At 52.2% G+C, this 17,191-nt stretch carries 15 protein-coding genes and 1 tRNA gene; 2 read left to right on the top strand and 14 right to left on the bottom strand.

Annotated features, from left to right (window positions below):
* Positions 1-410 precede the first annotated feature (410 nt).
* Together G497_RS0100880 and G497_RS0100875 are read right to left on the bottom strand one after the other, a co-directional pair.
* The gene (locus tag G497_RS0100880; RefSeq protein ID WP_027186731.1) at positions 411-1,100 is read right to left on the bottom strand and encodes a recombinase family protein; all 690 of its coding nucleotides are present in this window, start codon (positions 1,098-1,100) and stop codon (positions 411-413) included.
* 16 nt (positions 1,101-1,116) lie between these two features.
* On the bottom strand, positions 1,117-1,311 hold the full coding sequence (locus G497_RS0100875) for a helix-turn-helix domain-containing protein (RefSeq protein ID WP_027186730.1): 195 nt from the start codon (positions 1,309-1,311) through the stop codon (positions 1,117-1,119).
* Between the two features lie 258 nt (positions 1,312-1,569).
* On the opposite strand from G497_RS0100875, the gene G497_RS0100870 reads away from it, so the two are divergent.
* The gene (locus G497_RS0100870) at positions 1,570-2,229 is read left to right on the top strand and encodes a hypothetical protein (RefSeq protein WP_027186729.1); all 660 of its coding nucleotides are present in this window, start codon (positions 1,570-1,572) and stop codon (positions 2,227-2,229) included.
* Between the two features lie 19 nt (positions 2,230-2,248).
* Complete coding sequence (locus G497_RS20020; protein WP_156907862.1) at positions 2,249-2,620, top strand: hypothetical protein; 372 nt, start codon at positions 2,249-2,251, stop codon at positions 2,618-2,620.
* Between the two features lie 15 nt (positions 2,621-2,635).
* On the opposite strand, the gene G497_RS0100860 is transcribed toward G497_RS20020, so the two are convergent.
* The 12 genes from G497_RS0100860 to G497_RS0100795 all read right to left on the bottom strand — a co-directional run bounded on the left by G497_RS0100860 (position 2,636) and on the right by G497_RS0100795 (position 17,114).
* The gene (locus G497_RS0100860) at positions 2,636-3,373 is read right to left on the bottom strand and encodes a structural protein (RefSeq protein ID WP_027186727.1); all 738 of its coding nucleotides are present in this window, start codon (positions 3,371-3,373) and stop codon (positions 2,636-2,638) included.
* Between the two features lie 205 nt (positions 3,374-3,578).
* Positions 3,579-4,457, bottom strand: a complete 879-nt coding sequence (locus G497_RS0100855) for a major capsid protein (RefSeq protein ID WP_027186726.1) — start codon at positions 4,455-4,457, stop codon at positions 3,579-3,581.
* 6 nt (positions 4,458-4,463) lie between these two features.
* Positions 4,464-4,859, bottom strand: a complete 396-nt coding sequence (locus G497_RS0100850) for a hypothetical protein (RefSeq protein WP_027186725.1) — start codon at positions 4,857-4,859, stop codon at positions 4,464-4,466.
* Positions 4,860-4,886: 27 nt separating this feature from the next.
* Positions 4,887-6,206 (bottom strand): phage portal protein, encoded by a 1,320-nt coding sequence (locus G497_RS0100845; protein WP_027186724.1) that lies wholly within the window; start codon positions 6,204-6,206, stop codon positions 4,887-4,889.
* A 14-nt stretch (positions 6,207-6,220) separates the two neighbouring features.
* Positions 6,221-7,906: a terminase large subunit domain-containing protein gene (locus G497_RS0100840; RefSeq protein WP_027186723.1), complete on the bottom strand. Its 1,686-nt coding sequence runs from the start codon at positions 7,904-7,906 to the stop codon at positions 6,221-6,223.
* A 3-nt stretch (positions 7,907-7,909) separates the two neighbouring features.
* The gene (locus tag G497_RS0100835; RefSeq protein ID WP_027186722.1) at positions 7,910-8,203 is read right to left on the bottom strand and encodes a hypothetical protein; all 294 of its coding nucleotides are present in this window, start codon (positions 8,201-8,203) and stop codon (positions 7,910-7,912) included.
* Positions 8,204-8,236: 33 nt separating this feature from the next.
* The gene (locus tag G497_RS0100830; RefSeq protein WP_027186721.1) at positions 8,237-8,887 is read right to left on the bottom strand and encodes a hypothetical protein; all 651 of its coding nucleotides are present in this window, start codon (positions 8,885-8,887) and stop codon (positions 8,237-8,239) included.
* Between the two features lie 2,722 nt (positions 8,888-11,609).
* Positions 11,610-12,872, bottom strand: coding sequence for a tyrosine-type recombinase/integrase (locus tag G497_RS16035; protein WP_051257691.1), 1,263 nt, complete (start codon positions 12,870-12,872; stop codon positions 11,610-11,612).
* Between the two features lie 172 nt (positions 12,873-13,044).
* Positions 13,045-13,136, bottom strand: a tRNA-Ser gene (locus tag G497_RS0100810).
* Between the two features lie 67 nt (positions 13,137-13,203).
* Positions 13,204-14,007, bottom strand: coding sequence for a dimethyl sulfoxide reductase anchor subunit family protein (locus tag G497_RS18785; RefSeq protein WP_027186718.1), 804 nt, complete (start codon positions 14,005-14,007; stop codon positions 13,204-13,206).
* A 2-nt stretch (positions 14,008-14,009) separates the two neighbouring features.
* A complete protein-coding gene (locus tag G497_RS0100800) occupies positions 14,010-14,639 on the bottom strand; it encodes a DMSO/selenate family reductase complex B subunit (RefSeq protein WP_027186717.1) in 630 nt (209 codons plus the stop codon).
* 30 nt (positions 14,640-14,669) lie between these two features.
* Complete coding sequence (locus tag G497_RS0100795) at positions 14,670-17,114, bottom strand: DMSO/selenate family reductase complex A subunit (protein ID WP_027186716.1); 2,445 nt, start codon at positions 17,112-17,114, stop codon at positions 14,670-14,672.
* Between the last annotated feature and the right edge of the window lie 77 nt (positions 17,115-17,191).

Here is a 17,191-nt window from a genome sequence, read left to right as displayed (position 1 = left end):
GATACATGAATATGAAACAAGAGATTTCGGTATAAGCCACCAAAGCTAACCCACATGGCTGCTACAAAATGTGCGAAAAATTCTGGACACTACCCTCTCCACTGCAAGTTACCTCTGTTTGTAATTGTAGCCATTTTCCTTGCTCCTTTGCCCTTGGACCAAGTGGACCATTTTTGCACCAAAAAAGCAACTGCACCAAAAACAAAAGAAAAAGGGCTTTCAGCTTTTTACTGAAAACCCTTGTTTTTATTCACTTTTGGCGGAGAGGGTGTACTCAAAAATAGAACTCCAGAAATTTGTTTTTATTGGAGATAATATATAATCATTGTACTTTTTATCCTGCTATTTATCCTTGGCATATTTCATGAGTTCGAATACGCTGCTGGTATCTGGGTTCGAATCCCACGACACTATGCAGAGGCACGCACGCACACAGAGCGAACTAGGCCCCATTTCCATGCGGTGCCGCTTTTGGTGGAACGATTTTCCGCATTTAAAAGGGAAGCGGTTTTTTCGTAGCTGAACCCTTTGCCCCGGAGTTCCTTGATACGGGCAAGGGTGGCCTGTTCTTCAGCATTGGGAATTAGCCTGCCGTCTGCTGCTGAGTAGCCATAGGGAACTGGCCCGTAAACCTGCCCCTGGGCCTTCATGTGCTGTAAAGCAGTGGAGGTGCGTTCTGCTGTAACCTTTCGTTCCATCTGGGCAAGGGAGGCCAGCATGGTGAAAAAGAACTCACCTATAGCGCTCTCTGTGTCTAACCGCTCATAGATAGAGTGGAGCGCTACACCCTTCTTTTTGAATTGCTCGGATGTATTGGCGGCGTCCACGGTGTTGCGGAACATCCTATCAAGCTTCAGGGTGACAACGGCGTCAATCTGTCGCTTTTCTGCCATTTTCAGCACTTTTTGTACGCCTGGGCGATTCATGTTCTTGGCGCTTTTGCCTGCGTCTTGAATGACGCCCACCAACTCCAAGTCGTGCAAGCGGCAATAGTCTTCAATCTTTTGGCGTTGTGCATCCAGGCTCACGCCTTCTTCAGCCTGCCCCGTGGTGGACACGCGAACATACCCAACGGCTCTCTTTTTTTTGGGTGTTTCCATGCTGTGCCTCCTTCGGCTATTGCTTTGTGCCTTCGCGGAGAAGGCGGTCTATTTCTGCCCGTTGTATGCGGTAGACTTTCCCCAGCTTTGTGGCCTGAATGTCTCCGCGTTCAATCCAGCGGAATATGGTTTTTGTGGAGAGCCCTAAGAACTCTGCTGTCTCTGCTACGGAAAGTGGGCGTTCTGATTTTTCTTGTTCGGTCAATGCCATTTGTTATGCCTCCTAACTGATAAAGAACATATGCGACTATTAAGGACAAGTCAAGATTTTGTAGGTCAAAATATGCGTGAATGGCGTTTTGTCCTGTTGGCATATAGGTAAATTAGCTCTTGGTTGTATGTATAAACCTCTTCCGAATATGACCGTTTTAGGGTATAATGCACAGAACATTCACGGCCTGCATCGTGTAGCAATGTGGGTTGTTACGCGGATTGTTCTACCAAATAGATATGCCACAACGGGGGGATTATGAAACGCTTACTAATGGCATTTGCTTTCTTGTTATGTGTGTTTCCTTATGCATTGTCTTTTGCTGCACAGGCTGCCGAAACTAAAGCAGAGGAATCAACGACAACACAAGCGAATGAGGCTCCACCAGACTTTCGTAATGTACGTTGGGGTATGTCGGTAGCAGAAGTCAGGGAGAGAGAACCTAGAAAGCCCAATGCTGAACATAAAGAAGCCATAGGAAGTAGTTCATACATTAGAGCAAGTTTAATGTATGAGGTAAAAGTAGGAACTCATAAGATGAATCTTCTTTACTCTTTTATGGATAACAAGCTTTTTATGGCGGCTTATTTTTTAGATGAAGACTTTACTAATAAAAATAACTATGTTGAAGCGTATGAACAACTTGTTTCTGCTCTCAAAGAAAAATATGGCACTCCTCAACAGGAAGAGACTTCTTGGTCAAATGATTTGCTGAAGAATACCCCTGGGAACTTGGGATTAGCCTATTCAAGAGGTGATGTTTTATCTTTTGCGGAGTGGCATCACAAAGGAACAAATATAGCTGCAATGATTAATGGCAACAATCATGAAATTGATGTTTTTATTAAATATCATGATGACGCCGTATATGCAGAATACGAAAAACTGAGGAAGCAGAAAGTTAAGTCTGATTTATAAGAAACTACAAGGGGTTGTTATGCTGAATGTACCGGAAGACAATTTACCGAATATGGCTGAAATCCTGTATCTGAGTCCTCATGAACGCGACTCAGAGCCGCCAATAACTTTGCAAAAAGAGCAACTTACCTCCCACTGTCCTTGTAATAAAATAAAAGCAATACCTGCTGTGTATGACGAAAAAACAAAAACTTTCTTTGCTTTCGGTGTATACCAAATACCTATGAAAACTTTTTGGTATAAAAAACCACAAGGCGGCTATCTTGATAAGCTTGTTGTAAAAGGCTGTTTTGGTCGTGATGTACAGTATACGGTTGTTTCGCGGGAACAGGGGGACAAAGCACAGGAAATTGCGGAACAGCTAGCAGAAGATTGCCGCAATAGCCTGTAGCTGCCTGCTGCCTCTCTACACCACGGGCACAGGCACATACGCACAACGGCAACGGGGGTGCCGGGGCAGGCTAGGCCGGGGCTGGTTGTCTTGGAATATTTGCCCATGTGTTGCTTCACAGGTTCCGCAAGTGTAGCCGTCCATTTTGGCCCGGTACTTCCAGGCAAAACCCGGAAACAGGGATTGCCGGGCGGCATCAACACCACTCACAATAAACGCCTGGGCCATGAGGTTTATACCTTCTTCGCTGGCTGCAATGGCATCTTTCACAAGTTTGCTGTTGCGGGGCAGGGTGTCCTCATCCAAGCGTGAACGAGATGCACGAACAATGCGCTCGCTTACAGTATCGGCCTGCTTTGCTGCCCATTCCTGCGGGCTGTGTTCGGCAATCAGGGTGGACTTTGCCCAAGTTGAGCCAGAGAAGGGAGCGGGAGGCGTTATCCCGTAATGGTTGCCCATGAAGCCGTGAAGCTGCTCCACTGCCTTCTCTGCGGCTGGAACAATGCCCTCAAACATTGGGGCAAGAATACGCTTCACGCCTGCCCGGTGTTCATCCAGAAAGGCCGCACGCTGGGCAGGGCTTGCCTTTCTCCAGCCTTGGGGTAAGAGGCTGGCAGTCAGCGTGGCAAGTAAAGCCACAAGTTCACCGTGGCGGGATTCAAGCTCTTGTTGCCAGTCATCTGCAAGCAGTTTTGCAAGGCCGGGAACAATAATTTCCTGCTGCTCTTGTGTTTTTTGTTCAAGCTCTGTCATGGGGTGCGCTCTCCTGTAAAGTTTTTGTCAGGGTGGGCAGCTTTTATGCTACCCGGTCTCGGCAACCCTGGGTACCGGATTAAACCTTTTCGGGGTCTACCCAAGCCTTCCTGCACAAGGTTTTATCATTAGGCCAAGGACTTGAGGCGTTTCACCTCGCGGGGGCAGGCCCGCCTATGGCTCCACACAATGGTGAGGCAATTTGTTAGGCAAGAGTAATGCCCTTCAAGCGGGCAGCGCTCTTGCCGTTGAAAAGTGTGAAGCTAACCAGCCATTCAATATCAGTTTGATACCAAGACTGAACCAGCCCAAGGTCGTGAACTTCAAGGGGGCCGCACTGGAGGCCGGAACAGTATTCCGAAACTCCAAAGCGCACAGCGTAAACGCTGGCGGTGCTGCCCACTTCCTCAAAGCCCAAAATCTCGTTGCCTGCGGCATCTTCCTCAATTACGCCAATGGGAATGCCAGCATAGGCCGGAATCTGAACACCAAAGACGTTGGAAACGGTTTCGACGGCCTGCCCTGCGGCCCGCATCAGTGCGTTGACTTGGCGGCGCATGGTTTTGCTCATAAACAGGGCACTAGGTGCGCCCTGCACAGCGTCCACAAGCTCATCCAGTTTGGCAAGGGTCAGTGCCCCGGCTGCGTCCAGCACCTGAGCCCCCACAAGACGCTTCTGCAATCCGTCAAACTCTTTGGGAGAGGTGGCGCTTTCGCCTTTGAAAAAGCATCGGGTGAAGTCCAGGGCAGCGGCTTTGGCGTGCATGTTTGTCTGTATAGCCCGGAGGTCGTTCAGGTTGCCCTGAGAGCGTACCAATGCCCTGTCAACCTTGGCACTACCACCAAAGACTTTAAGGTTTTCAGTGACGTTCTGCACGGCCCCTGTGGTCACAGGGAACACCTCGTTAATTTCGCGGAAGGATACACCGGGCAGGGCTTGCTCTCTGTTGAAAGAGTAGGCGTTCCCGGCAACGTCCATAAAAGGCATGTACTGAATTACCGGGGAAGTTTCGGCAAATACCTGCACAACTCCGGCTTGCAGAGGGGTTTGGTTCAATTTTTCGGCATCTTCACGAGTCCACATATGTAATTACTCCGTTGCCCGGTAGCCCATGCTCATTTTCTGCATGGCGGTCAGGCTGTTAAAGTTTTCAATCGGTTTGGCCCCTGGGCGGCGGCTGTCTGGGCTGGAGGCAGGCGCAGAAGGTGCGAACAGGCCTTTTGCTTGTGCGTTGCGAAGCCAAGCGGCCTTCTGTGCTGGCGGTAAATCCGGCACGAGGTCGCGCATCGCTTCCGGCACGGTTTCCACCATGCTTTGCACCACCTCAGACAAGGCGGTTTCTGCGGCCTTACGCTGCTGCACGACCTCTTTAAAGCGAGCAATGGGAACGCTACGCTCTACGGGTGTTTGCTGGCCCTGTGGGGTTTCCTCTGGCATCGTTGCGCCGTCTTCGCTGGCGGGGGCGGTGGGTATGGAATTTTCCATGATAGGCTCCTGTTTTTACGCCTCGGATTAGGCGAATATTTCTTGTTGGTAATTGGCTAAATCTGCCCGTATCTGCCGCAGTTTGGTTTCTGCTTCCTCTCTGCTCAAGTCGGGATTCATCTCCTGCAAATAGTCCACCGGGCTTGCCAGCCCCAACTGGAACAAGGCTTGTAACTCTTGCACTCGTTCCGAGAGAGAGGCTTCCGGCCTTGGGTCGTAAAAATCCACGGAAAGGGTTGCCCCTTCGCTCATGCGCCGGGTGGGGTTGTGTACGTTCCATATGGTGCGGAACAGCTCAAAAAGGGATTGTTCCACAGGCCCAAAGGCGGCTATCTGGTCGCGCCGGAGTTCCACAAGTTCGGAACGCCCTACCACTTTGGCAATACCGGATTCTTCCACAATCTCCGTGTTTACTGCGGTGGCGCTAATGCCGTTTGTGACTGCTGCCCACTTAATCAAGCGGTCAACGGCCTCTAGCGTTTCCTCTACAGGTGCATTAGGCTGCCGGAACTCAAAATTGGAGTCTTTGTCGGTCAGGCAGATAATGGTTCCGGGGTCAACTTCCGGCTGTGTGTGTCCTTTGGGAACACCGCGAAACAGGCCAACGGAAAACCCTTGGAAGTCCAGCACGCGCCACAAGTCGGAAAGTCTCTTGTTTATGGCTTCCTGGGTCAAAATGAGGTCAGCCGCTCCGGGTTGCCAGAACTCGCCCTGTGGTTGACTGTCGAAAAGGCTTACAAAGGGCAGGCACTTGTATGGGTTCGGCTCCTCTGAAATGACATTAGAGGCGTAGTCCAGAACCGCGACGCTTTCCGCAGTCCACCGGGTGAAAGTTACCTCATCCGGCCTGCCATTTTGGGAAAAATGCTCAATAACCACGGCTTGCAAGTCGTGCGGGGTGTCACCTGTCACCACATCGCAAAAATTGCCTGTGATAACGTCCACCATCATCCGGCCTTTTCGCCACACTGGACGTAAAAGGAGCGTACCCAGAAGGGTGCTGTACCTGTTCGCAGTTTTCATAACCACGCCAAGCTGGGCCTGCTGCTGAAGCTGCTTGAATATTTCCGCATCCTGGGGGGTGCCTGAAACGGTGCGGGTGGCATCTTCCAGATACACCGTTGACTTTAAGTTAATGATTTTTTTGACAATATTCACGCTTACAGGGTCAATGCTCTTGGCCCGGTGCTTGTAATAGCGTTGTAATTGTTCAAGAATATGAGGTTCTTGCTGGTTGTGGTAGAAATCCAGTGCTTTAGCGGTTTCTGCCTTGCGCTGGTGGCTACCGTGCAGCATGGCCCGCCGGAGAGCTTCTTGTGTGAGTGCTGCGCCCTGTGAAAAAATCATGGTATGGGCCTCCGTTATTGAAATATGGACGCGCCCACAAGGGTAACGCGGTTTTTGAAGAAATCGGGCAATGAAACGTCACTTTCGACATTGGCCCGGCAATGCTGTGCATACATCTGCAACACTTCCGTATGAGCTTGGCATTCACGCGAACAGGCCAGCACAAGGTCGCCTTGCCGGAGATAACAATATTGAGCGTGAGCGCTGCGGCTTTGGCATACAAGGTTTTTGAGTTCGTAGGCTGCAAGCTCATTCTCCCGCAGTGAATAAATGGCCCATGCCAAGGAATAAACGCGGTCATCGTGGAACTTACGAGAGCCAAACTTGGGAGTACCGCCTGCCTGCAATTCGTACAAAAAAGTACCCATTTCCTTTGCAAGTTCTTGTAATTCCTCGGAAAAGTGCAAGCGGCCTTCGCTAACAATCCGGTATAGTTCCATGAATGCAGGTACTTGGCTGTTTGTGCTGGCGTGGGTCACTTCATTGGGAATGCCCTTGTCCGTGGCCCAAAGTGCAATATCTTGGGCGTTGTATGCCTCAATTACCGTGTTATGAAGTCCATATTCTTCCACATCATGCAGCATGGCCTTTTTGATACCGCTTGCGAGCGAACCAAGAATGCTCTTTTGGTGCAGAATATAAAAATGGGCTTCGCCGCCGTCCGGGTCAGCAATCTTGGAAACGCAAGTCCAGATTGTGCTATCTCCGTGCAGGGAGGCAAAATAAGCACGGTCTAATCCGCCACCTGTGGCATAGGCCCTTCCGGCTGCTATCTGCTCCAGTTCGCTTTTTGTCAGGGGGTGCGGCAAAGGCTTTTGACATGCGGCAATGGCGGTGGCAGAAAACAGGCAGTTGGAGCTCTCAGAACGCTTATTCAGGTGCTGGCTGGCAAAGATAGCGGGCAGTGTCTGGTCATAACAGGTGTATTGCAACCAGTCGCGACAAATCCAAGAGGGGGAACGCTCCAGGGCTTCGGCAAGGTCGGCGTACTCTTGGCGGATAACGCATATTGTGGGGTTTTTTCCAGACTCAGCGAGTTGTTCGAGCTTGTGAAGAGGCCCCCCTAGCTTGTCCACGGTGCTGTCAATCAGAAGCCAAGGGTTTGCCGAGTCTCCAAGGGAACTCGCCAGAACGCGCATAGCCTCATCGTCTTTGGCTGCATGGAGTTCTGAAATCCACCCACAAGTAAGTTTTTCGCCGTAAAGTGCTGAAATTGTTGTCGAAACTGTGCGTAATTCGTTGCCCAGCTTTGGATAACTTAGGCGGTATGTCTGAATACAATCGCCGGGGAGCTGTGCGGCAAGGGCTGGCGTATTTTGAACAATCCCACGACACAAGGAAAAGCCTGTATTCCGCGACTGCTTCTCACTGTTGGTAAGGTAGACAATGTTCTCGCCGGGTTTTGTGAAAAATCGCCATAGTACCAACAGCGCGGCAAGTGTGGTCTTGCTGTGCCGTCTTGGAAAAGAAAGAATGATTGTTTGGTATTTGAAAGTGCCGTCCGGCTTCAGGGCCAGGGCACGGCGCACAGCGTCTACCTGAAAATCTTCAGGCACAAACACAATGGGGCCTCCCTGCCTGCCCGGAATCCTGGGTTTCACGTCATCCACCCAGCGAAGGAAGCCCTCTGCACCTTCGCGCCAAGAAATCACCTGCGCTTTGGTGAATTGTGGAGATTGTTTGCCGTTGGCCTGGGTCACGGGCTACAGCTCCTTATGATTGGCGCTGCTGCTGTCTGACTTGACTTGCGCCACATAGTCCAGGCCACAGCTTTTTTCCAGAGTGGCAAGACGCCCAAACGCATTGAAAATAAGGGAACTAACCATTTCTCGCAGTCCTTCCGGCAATTCGGGTGCCCGGTATGCCGGGGGAATGTAATCTCTTGGGGGTTCGCATACTGCGCCATGAAGCAGAAGCAAACATTCTTTGCTTTCTCGTATCAGTTGCAGGCGCTTGCGAAGTACGTTTTGCGCTGGAGTTTTTCGGGGTGCTGCCATTGGTGGGCTCCTTATGAAATAGAAAGAAAGTTTCTAAAAATTTGTGTCATTGTCTGCATGGGGGTAAGGGGCAGAATCGCCTCCGGCGGCTCCGGGGCCTCCCCCCCTGCCTTCTTGGGCGGCTGCCAACAAGATGCTGCTCACGTCCAAAGGGTTATCTGTGTCCTCTTTGGTGGCAGGCTGCCTTCCGTCCAAACGCTGAAGCGCATCAATGTTACCGCGTAAGGAGCGCTGAACTTCCGGCAAGTGCTTTGTTACAATCTGGCTGAGTTCGCCGCCTTTCATTATTGCACCGGGCTTTGCCAGTTCTTCAAACAGGCTGCCTAAGACGACACTCGAAGTCGCTATGCAGTCGAGTAGCAGGCCACGGCATACAACTTCGGGTGTCTTTGCCAGTGCTTCACGCGCAGATACAAGGCGTTGGGCTTCACGGGTGCGGTTATCAAGTCGCCCCGCATCCAATGCAGATTGCAGTTCTGTTAGGCTCTCCGGCCTCACTCGCTCGGAACGGCTGCGCCTGCGGGGTGCATCTGCCTGTAAGGAGCCTGCATCTTGCGGGCAATCGGCCTGCACTGGCACTGCGTCTGCTGCCTGTCTGCGGCGCTTTTTGGCAGCTTCCGCAGTGCAAGTGGCCTCGCTTGGGGCGCTGCGCTTACGGGTGGTTTGTGTCGTTCGGGTAGTCATATCCGGCTCACTTGAAGTCTGTTGCGTTGTGGTGTATATTCTTTGAAAGCATTGTGCCGCTTGCTTTTGGCTGTTGTTTCTATATACTAAGGTTCGGTTGTATATGAACTTTTGCCTGCTTCTCTTCCGTTAGCGTTGGCATGTTTCCTGCATAGATTCTGGCCCATTTCTTCCCTTGTTTTGGGAGATGCAAGCAGGCAAGGCAGTTTGGTTCTCGCTTGGGTCGGGCGACGTTGCGTGGGCGGGGTACTTCCAAAGTTCGTGTTACGAATCTCTGCTGTTGTGTTACTGTACTGTTCCGCATTCTTTCCCGATTACGAATCTCTGCTATCGTGTTGCTGTACTGTTCTGCCAGTCGCATGGCGAATGCTGTCAGCCTTTGGAGTTCGGCTAGGGGCTCGGTGTTTGTCATTGGTCTTTCCCGTGTTTCTATAGGGGGCAGGCCCGTTCCGTGCAGCACTTGCTGATTTTAGGCTGGATAGTGAGAAACGGGCCTACCTTACATGGAAGCGTGGGGGTTGCTTTGTACTCTTAGCGTCTGGCACTCTTTGGGATTATGTCACTCGTGGCAGTGAGCGGCTTGTTCCTTGCTGGTGCGCGTTGCTCTGGGTTCGTGTTGCGTTTCCTTGCTCCATGCGTAAAACTAAACGCTCTCTGTCGTTATTTGTCAAACATTCTGGCGGGTTGTGTATGCTCTTTGGCGTTCGTTTTGTATTGGCGTGAACAGGGCAGAATGCCATTTTGAAAATACTTATAGACGTGTATAGTGGCTGGTATGGGCTTTAGGCTGTGGGGTGTAGTGGCGGTGCTTCTTGTTGGAATGGGGCAGGAGCAAGCGAGTGGTGCGGCGGGTGTTCTTTGTGCTAGTTTGTGAATATTGCCAGCGGGTAAAATACGGACGAATAGAAAGAATGATTATATTTAGGCTTTGTAGTTACTCCACAAGCACGACAAGGCAGCACGGGGCGCTACTGTTGGTTATGGTGTTTTCCCGTATGTTTCGGCAGAGTAAATAAAAGAAGCCCCACAATTTGATTCTGCGGGGCTTTCATGGATGGGTAGGAATGGGCAAGGGCTTGGTTGTGTTCGTGCGTCCTGGGTCATTTCTGTGGGCCAGTTCGCTTGTGTTTGCTGTTGGGGAATTTACAGCGGGGCCAAAGACAGGCGCAAGGGGCAGCGGGAACCGGAATGGCGGTTGCAGGCGTATCAGGTGCAGGCTGCACTTCCGTTATGGGTGTGCTCGGTGCTGTCGGGGCAGGGTACTGCCTGCGCCGTTTGCCACAGGGAACCGGGCTGGCCTGCGTTTCCGCAACGACGGGTGCAGGCTGGCGCTTTCGCGTTCCTTTGGTTGCGGGTTGTGGAACCCATGCGGGCACGTTGGCAGGGGGGGCAGCTTTCTTTCGGGGTTTTGTTGGGCTGGGGTGCGTAATTGCTTCTTGGAGCCTGCGAGAATGCAGTATTCTTGCAATCCGCCGGGCCGCCTGCAAGCGTTCTTTTTGTGTGGATGCTCGCAAGAATGCCGCTCGACAGAACAGAAAAACGGTTCTTCTGTTGGCTGGCAGCTTTTGTGCAAGCCTGTTTGCCTGGGTCAACCATGAAGGCCAGTCTAATGGCAGCCAGAAGTCTGTAAAACGTACACACTCCAGCGCACTCTCAAAATGGGCAAGGCTCCGGGGGAATCCCTTTGGCAAGCTGAGATAACGCTGTATTGCATCAGATTTAAGCGTTGCCTCACAGCGAATATTCCACGTTTTGGCATCGTCAAAGCTTTTGGCGTAAATCTTGGTGGAGACTTTGCGACGCTTCGCCGGGTACGTGTTCCAATAGCAGGTGCATGGCCCGTTCACAACGCTGGAGCGCTCTTTGTACTCCAGTGGCCCTGCCTCATAAGAAAATGCCGCTTGGCGGTTCACAGGTCGTAAAGTGGCAGCCAAGGTGTGCAGAGTAGCTTCAAGCTCTGTACGATGTATCTGGGCCGGGAGTGGCAAGTCCCAACGTACCTCAATAGAATGAATCTTTATTGTTAGGCGGTTCCGTAAACGCTTGTCATTAAATAGGATATAAAGATTCTTTATATTTTCCTCTGTGGGCTTGAAACTTAGCAATCTCCAGCCATGAGAGTTTGGGTCAGTCAAAACGAACCCATAGCGATTGCTCCGGCTCTGTGCTGCCCCTTTGGGGCGATACAAGTCCGGGCAGTACTCCTTTGCTATTTCCCAAAATGAATCACTATCAGGGGCATACTTGCAAAGGATGCTGAACCCTACTTGGTCAAACTGAGGTGTAACCTCGTTTTGCGTAAGCGGTGTTAGATATGAGGAGAATAAAGGAATGTTATCGTAGAACGATTCTTGAAGACATGTGACTCCTTCGGAGTCACGGGAGCAACCCCTGCGGGGTTGCTTGGATGATTGTTTGTTTTTGTTGAAGCCAGAGGTGTGGGGGTTGAGTGTGTGGGGAGGGGGGGAGCTTATTAGAGTTCCTTCTTCTCGTTTGTTTTGTGTCATTACATGCGTCCTTCCCGCCAGAGAAGTTAGAGGTTGCTAGAGCCTCCTTGTGTGTCCACAATACCACGGTTATTTTACCATGCAAGGATTTATTATCATTGCACTTAAACCGCTTTTTGGCTTGGTATGGACTAGGGTTTTAGGCTATTTATAGGCGTGTTTTAGGGCGGAAATATCCAAAAAAAATGCCCTCCTGTTTGTGGAGGGCATCGGTGCTAATCTACGAAAACATGCTCGAAGCGGCCTTGCTTTCTTGCCTCGCGGCGTAATGTGTCCAGATAGTTTGCCCAAAATTGCATCATTTCTTTGCGTTTTTCTAAAAACGTAGCGTGATTATATGCCGCTCTGATTGAATTGGATTCCGCATGAGCTAATTGCAGTTCAATCGCATCCGAAGGCCAGCCTTGTTCATTTAACAGCGTACTCGCCATGCCCCTGAAGCCGTGGGCGCACATTTGCTCTTGGCTGTACCCCATTCTTCTGAGGGCTGCTGTCACTGTGGCCTCGGACATGGGCGCAGTGCGTGAGCGTGTGGAAGGGAACAGGTATCTCCCTTGCCCGGTAATAGAGCGTAACGTACCCAGTACCTTGATCGTTTGTTCTGCCAGGGGCACTACATGCGGTCTTCCCATTTTCATCTTTTCGGGGGGTATCGTCCAGACACGTTCCCGAAGATCAATTCCAACCCATTCCGCATGGCGTACCTCGCCGGGGCGGGCAAAGGTCAAGGCAGAGAACTTTAAAGCGCAGTACGTTTGAATTGATATGGCGTAATAGCTCTCAATTGCCAGCATGAGGCCGCCGACTTCACCGGGCAGTACCAGCGCGGCCCTGTGTTTCACGTCCTTTTTGCTGGTGGCGTAGTCGCGGCGTAATCGCGTGGGCCAGTTGGGAAGATCGCTTTCAGTAGTGTTTAAATATTCGTCTACAATTTGTGCCAGAATGGAACGGATTTTATGCGATGTTTCCTTCTTGCCCGAAGCGCGAAGGGGTTCGAGAACCTTCACATAGTCGTCACGCCGGAGCTCTGGCAGAACTTTATCGCCAATAATGGGGTATATGTGCAGCTCAATCTTGCCGCGTGTATCTTCCTTATGACGTGTTGACCATTGGGGCCAGCGTTTGGCAAGCCAGTGTTCCGTCCATTTGCGGAAGGTGTCGGGTTCTTCCTGCTCTGCCGTTTTCTGGGCCTTTTTCGCTTCAGAAGGGTTGACGCCCCGTGCGATAAGCGCATGGGCTTCTAGTGCCTTCTCTCGCGCTAATTTGAGGGATATGGCAGGGTAGCCGCCAAGGGTCATGAGTATGTCTTTTCCCCTGAACCGTGTTTTCAATCTGAAAACCCGCTTTCCTGTTTTGGATGTTGCCACAAACAAGCCGGGGCAGTCGGGATGTGCGTCATAAACTTGAAGCTCTTTGCCGTCATCTCGTGGGCGCAGTGCTTTTAATGCGGCATCTGTAAGTGGTTTCCGTGCTGCCATGATGACCTCCAAGAATATGAATTTATCCTATGAGGTCATTTTATCTTATACTTTATCCAACGTGTCAATTGCACCCTGGGATACCTGAGAAGGCCATTAGACGCAAAAAAGCCTGAAAAGAATGAACATTGTTTCTTTTCAGGCTCTTTAAAATAGCTTTAAAATCAATTTATGGCGGAGAGGGTGGGATTCGAACCCACGTAGGGGGTTAACCCTAACCCGATTTCGAGTCGGGCGCGTTACGGCCAGCTTCGCTACCTCTCCGCAGCCTATGGCAATGCACAGGCAGGCGTATTCATAAATGATTTGGGGGCATATGGCAAGGCGTGTTTTACATGGTCAGCGAGGTAGTGGAGGCATAGAACATGATGCGGGCGGCAATTTCCGCAGCCCACACCAGTGCGGCAGCCAGGAGCATGGCCCCGGCGCCCGTGGAAGGGCTTTTTTGCCCTGCCCGAATGCGGTTTGCCAGGAACACAAGCACCATGGCAAGGGTTATGCCTGCAAGGTGCATGTACACAAGGGGCAGTTCTGCGGCGGTTTCAAAGCTATTGGCAAGCTGGGCAACCCCAAGGCACGCGCGCAGGGCGCCGCCCACCATAAGAATGGTAGCCAGAATGCCGCACAGGTCGCCGCGCATGGCCTGCATGGCCAGCAGGGTGGCTGCGCCCAGCACCAGGGCAGAGGCAAAGAACACGTACATGGTCAAGTTGGTATGCCAAAAGGGAATGGGGGGTGTCTGGTAGATCATGGCCATTACATACACCAGGCCAAGGCCCATAAGGGTTGCCACAAAGGCTGCCACCCGTTTGCCGGAAACCACCAGCCACAGGGTTGCCATGCCAAACAGGCCCACCATAATAATTTCACGGCTCAGCCAGGATGTTGCCACGTTGGCAATGGAATAGTAGCTGATGAGTTTGTCGGAAAGGTGCAGCATGGAAAACACAACACCTACGGCCAGAAAGACCAAGGCAATGGCAGAGCCTGTGCGGAAGTTTTTGTGGGCATTCACGGCCCGCAAGGGGGCCCCTTCGGGTTGCGGGGCAACCGTTGGCATAAGGGAAAGCAGCAGCACCATGCCTACGGCGGCCTGGGCAAATATGGTGAACAGAACAAGACTGATATTATGCATGTCTACACCTCCTGCGGGTTGCTGATGCGTGCGCCGCGTGTGCCTGCTGTGCTACCCTGTGGCCGGGAATGGCGGTTGGGTTTGCAGATAAGGTGCGGTTGGGTCAGTTCCGGTGAAGGCAGGGGGGCAATGGGGGCAAATTCCCCATATTTTGCCTTAAGCGCTTCATATTCGCCAAAATCAAGGGCGCGGCAAGGGCAGGCAGCCACGCAGGAAGGGGCTTCCCCTTTTGCCAGGTAGTCGCGGCAAAAGTCGCACTTGGTCATTTTGCCTTTGACTTCATCAAACTGCGGGGCAGAGTACGGGCAATTCCATTCACAGTAGCGGCAGCCCACGCAGCGGCTTTCGTCCACGGAAACAATGCCGTTTTCGTCTTTATGCATGGCTTTTGTGGGGCAGCCAGTGGCGCACACGGCGTTTTCACAGTGGTTGCAGGAAATGGAAACGTAGTAGGCAAACACGTTGTGGTGGAATGAACCTCGGCCTGTGGGAATGAACTCCCCGCCAGCAAATTCCAGTACTTTGCGCCAGTTTACGCCTGTGCCAAGGTTATGTTTGTCTTTGCAGGCAATCATGCAGGCCTTGCAGCCGGTACACAGTTCTGCATTAAAGTAGAAAGCAGGATTTTTCATAGTGATATTCCCTTAAAAAGTCACGTGTGACTATGCTTTTGTAACTTGCACAAGGTTGGTGTGGTGCGGGTTGCCTTTTGCCAGAGCACTGGGCTTAAGGGACGTGAGCACGTTCACACAGCCGTTCTGGTCTTCCCCTTTGGCGTCTGGCGTGTGCCATGCACCCTGCGGCAAGGAAACCACCCCAGGCATAATACGGGGGGTAACGCGGGCGCTTACATAGGTCACGCCGCGCTCGTTAAACACTTTTACTTTGTCGCCATGGAAAATACCGCGTGCCTTGGCATCAATGGGGTTAATCCATATATCTTGCGGGGCCACTTCCTTCATCCAGGCACTGTTGCCATAAGTGGAGTGGGTGCGCTGCTTGTAGTGGTGCCCAATAAGTAGCAAGGGGGTGCTGCTGCCAGCTTCCACCGGGGCCCCTTCTGGGTCGTGTACAAACTCCGGCAGCGGGGTAATAACCTGGCCCGCGGGCAGTTTCCATTCTTCGGCAATTTTGGCAAGGCGGGCCGAATAGATTTCAATTTTGCCGGAAGGGGAGGGCAGCGGATTTTTTACCGGGTCTTCACGGAATGCACGCAAGCCAATGTGGTGTTCCGGCAGTTTCACCTTGTACACGCCCATTTTGTAGGCTTCTTCCAGGGTGGGGGGCAGGTCTGGCAGGGCCTTGCGCGACTGCGCATACAGGTGCTCCAGCCACTGGTACTGGGTACGGCCTTCGGTAAATTCCTGGCCCTTGCCCATGGCCGTGGCCACGTCTGCCAGAATGTCATAAATGCTGCGGCTTTCCCCAAGGGGTTCAATGCATTTATCATCAAAAATAACGTAGCTGATGTTGGCGTCGCCTTCCACCGTCCAGTCGTATTCTTCCAGGTTGGAGCACACGGGCAGCAGAATGTCTGCATACTTGGCGGAAGAAGTAAGGGTGGTGTCCAGCACAATAATGCTTTCGCACTTGGTTTCATCTGCCAGAATGGGGTCCATCTGGTTAATGCCGCCGTGCTGGTTGGTAAGGCAGTTGCCCGCATAGTTCCAAATGAACTTGATGGGGGCCACCAGTTTGTCCCGCCCGCGAATGCCAGCGGTTTTGTCTGTCATGGTGGTGTAATCTTCAATGGCTTGGAACCAGTTGAAGCAGGAAACGGCTGTTTTTACCGGGTTGGAAAGGGTGGGGAAGGGTGACATGGGCAGCATTTTTACGCGGTTTGGTTCGCGTTCCCCCGTGTTGGTGCCTTTCAGGCCAATGTTGCCTGTAAGCACGGCCAGCATGGAAACAGCGCGGGAGAGGTTTTCCCCATAGGAACTGCGCTGTGGCCCCCAGCCCTGGCAAATAAAGCAGGGCTTGGCGCGGCCTATTTCGCGGGCAAGCTGTTCAATGCGGGCTGCGGGTATGCCGGTAATGGGTTCTGCCCAGGCCGGGCTTTTGGCTGTGGCGTCTGGCCCTGTGCCAAGAATGTATGATTTGTAGGAAGACCCGGCAGGAGCGCCTTCCGGCAGAGAATCTTCATCGTACCCTATGGTGTGGGAGGCAATGAAGTCGGTGTTCACCATGTTTTCCGTAATGAGCACATGGGCCAGGGCAGCGCACAGGGCTGCGTCTGTGCCGGGGCGAATGGGCACCCATTCGTCGCCCGCGGTGACCATGGTGTCTGTGTAGCGCGGGTCCACCACAATGGTGCGGGTGTTGCGTGAAAAGCGCCCGTGTTGCAGGGTGCGTGCCTTGGTGCCAGACATGCGCGTTTCCGAAGGGTTGTTGCCGAAAAAGACGCACAGTTCGGCATCTTCCATGGCGGAAAGGGCGCTGGAATCAAAGGCTTTGCCAAACAAGTAGGGCATGCCCACCGTAATTTGAATGGTGGAATAGTCGGAATAGTGGTTCAGGTAGCCACCCATTGTGTTCATAAGGCGGGCCACAGGGGTGGTGGCAGGGGGCCAGCTTTTGCCCATGGTGCTGCCAAGGGCGCCTGTGCCGTAGTTCAGGTAAACAGCCTCGTTACCGTATTTTTCCAGGGTGTTTTTCAGGCGGCTGCTGACTTCCTTAATGGCTTCTTCCCAGGAAATGCGTTCAAATTTGCCTTCCCCACGTTTGCCCACACGGCGCATGGGGTAGGGAATGCGTTCCTTGGCGTAAATGCGCTGGCGCATGGCACGGCCACGCGGGCAGGCCCGCAACTGGTGCAGGCCGTATTCATCATTCCCTGTGTTGTCTGTTTCCACGCGGGTAATAACGCCGTCTTTTACGTGCACGCGCAGGGCACACCGACTACCGCAGTTTACGTTACAGGAGTTCCAGAGAATTTTATCGGCTGGGCCTTGGCTGGCTGGCTTTGGCATGTCTGCCCATACCTCGTTGGCATTTACAATTTCAATGGCAACCGGGCACATGGAAGAAGCAAGCACGGCTGCGCCACCTTTCAATATGGCTCGCCTGCTTGTTTTGGTGCTTGGCATTGGTTTGATTCGTGTACTCATTCTGTTTCTCCCTTGAACAGTAAGATGCCAGCCGCACCTAGGGTGGTTGTTTTGCAACTACTATGACTTGGCGGCTG

The sequence above is a fragment of the Desulfovibrio cuneatus DSM 11391 genome (assembly GCF_000430005.1).
Taxonomy (GTDB): Bacteria; Desulfobacterota; Desulfovibrionia; order Desulfovibrionales; family Desulfovibrionaceae; genus Frigididesulfovibrio; species Frigididesulfovibrio cuneatus.
The sequence above is the reverse complement of the archived record's forward strand: the minus strand, read 5'-3'. Positions and strand labels throughout refer to the sequence as shown.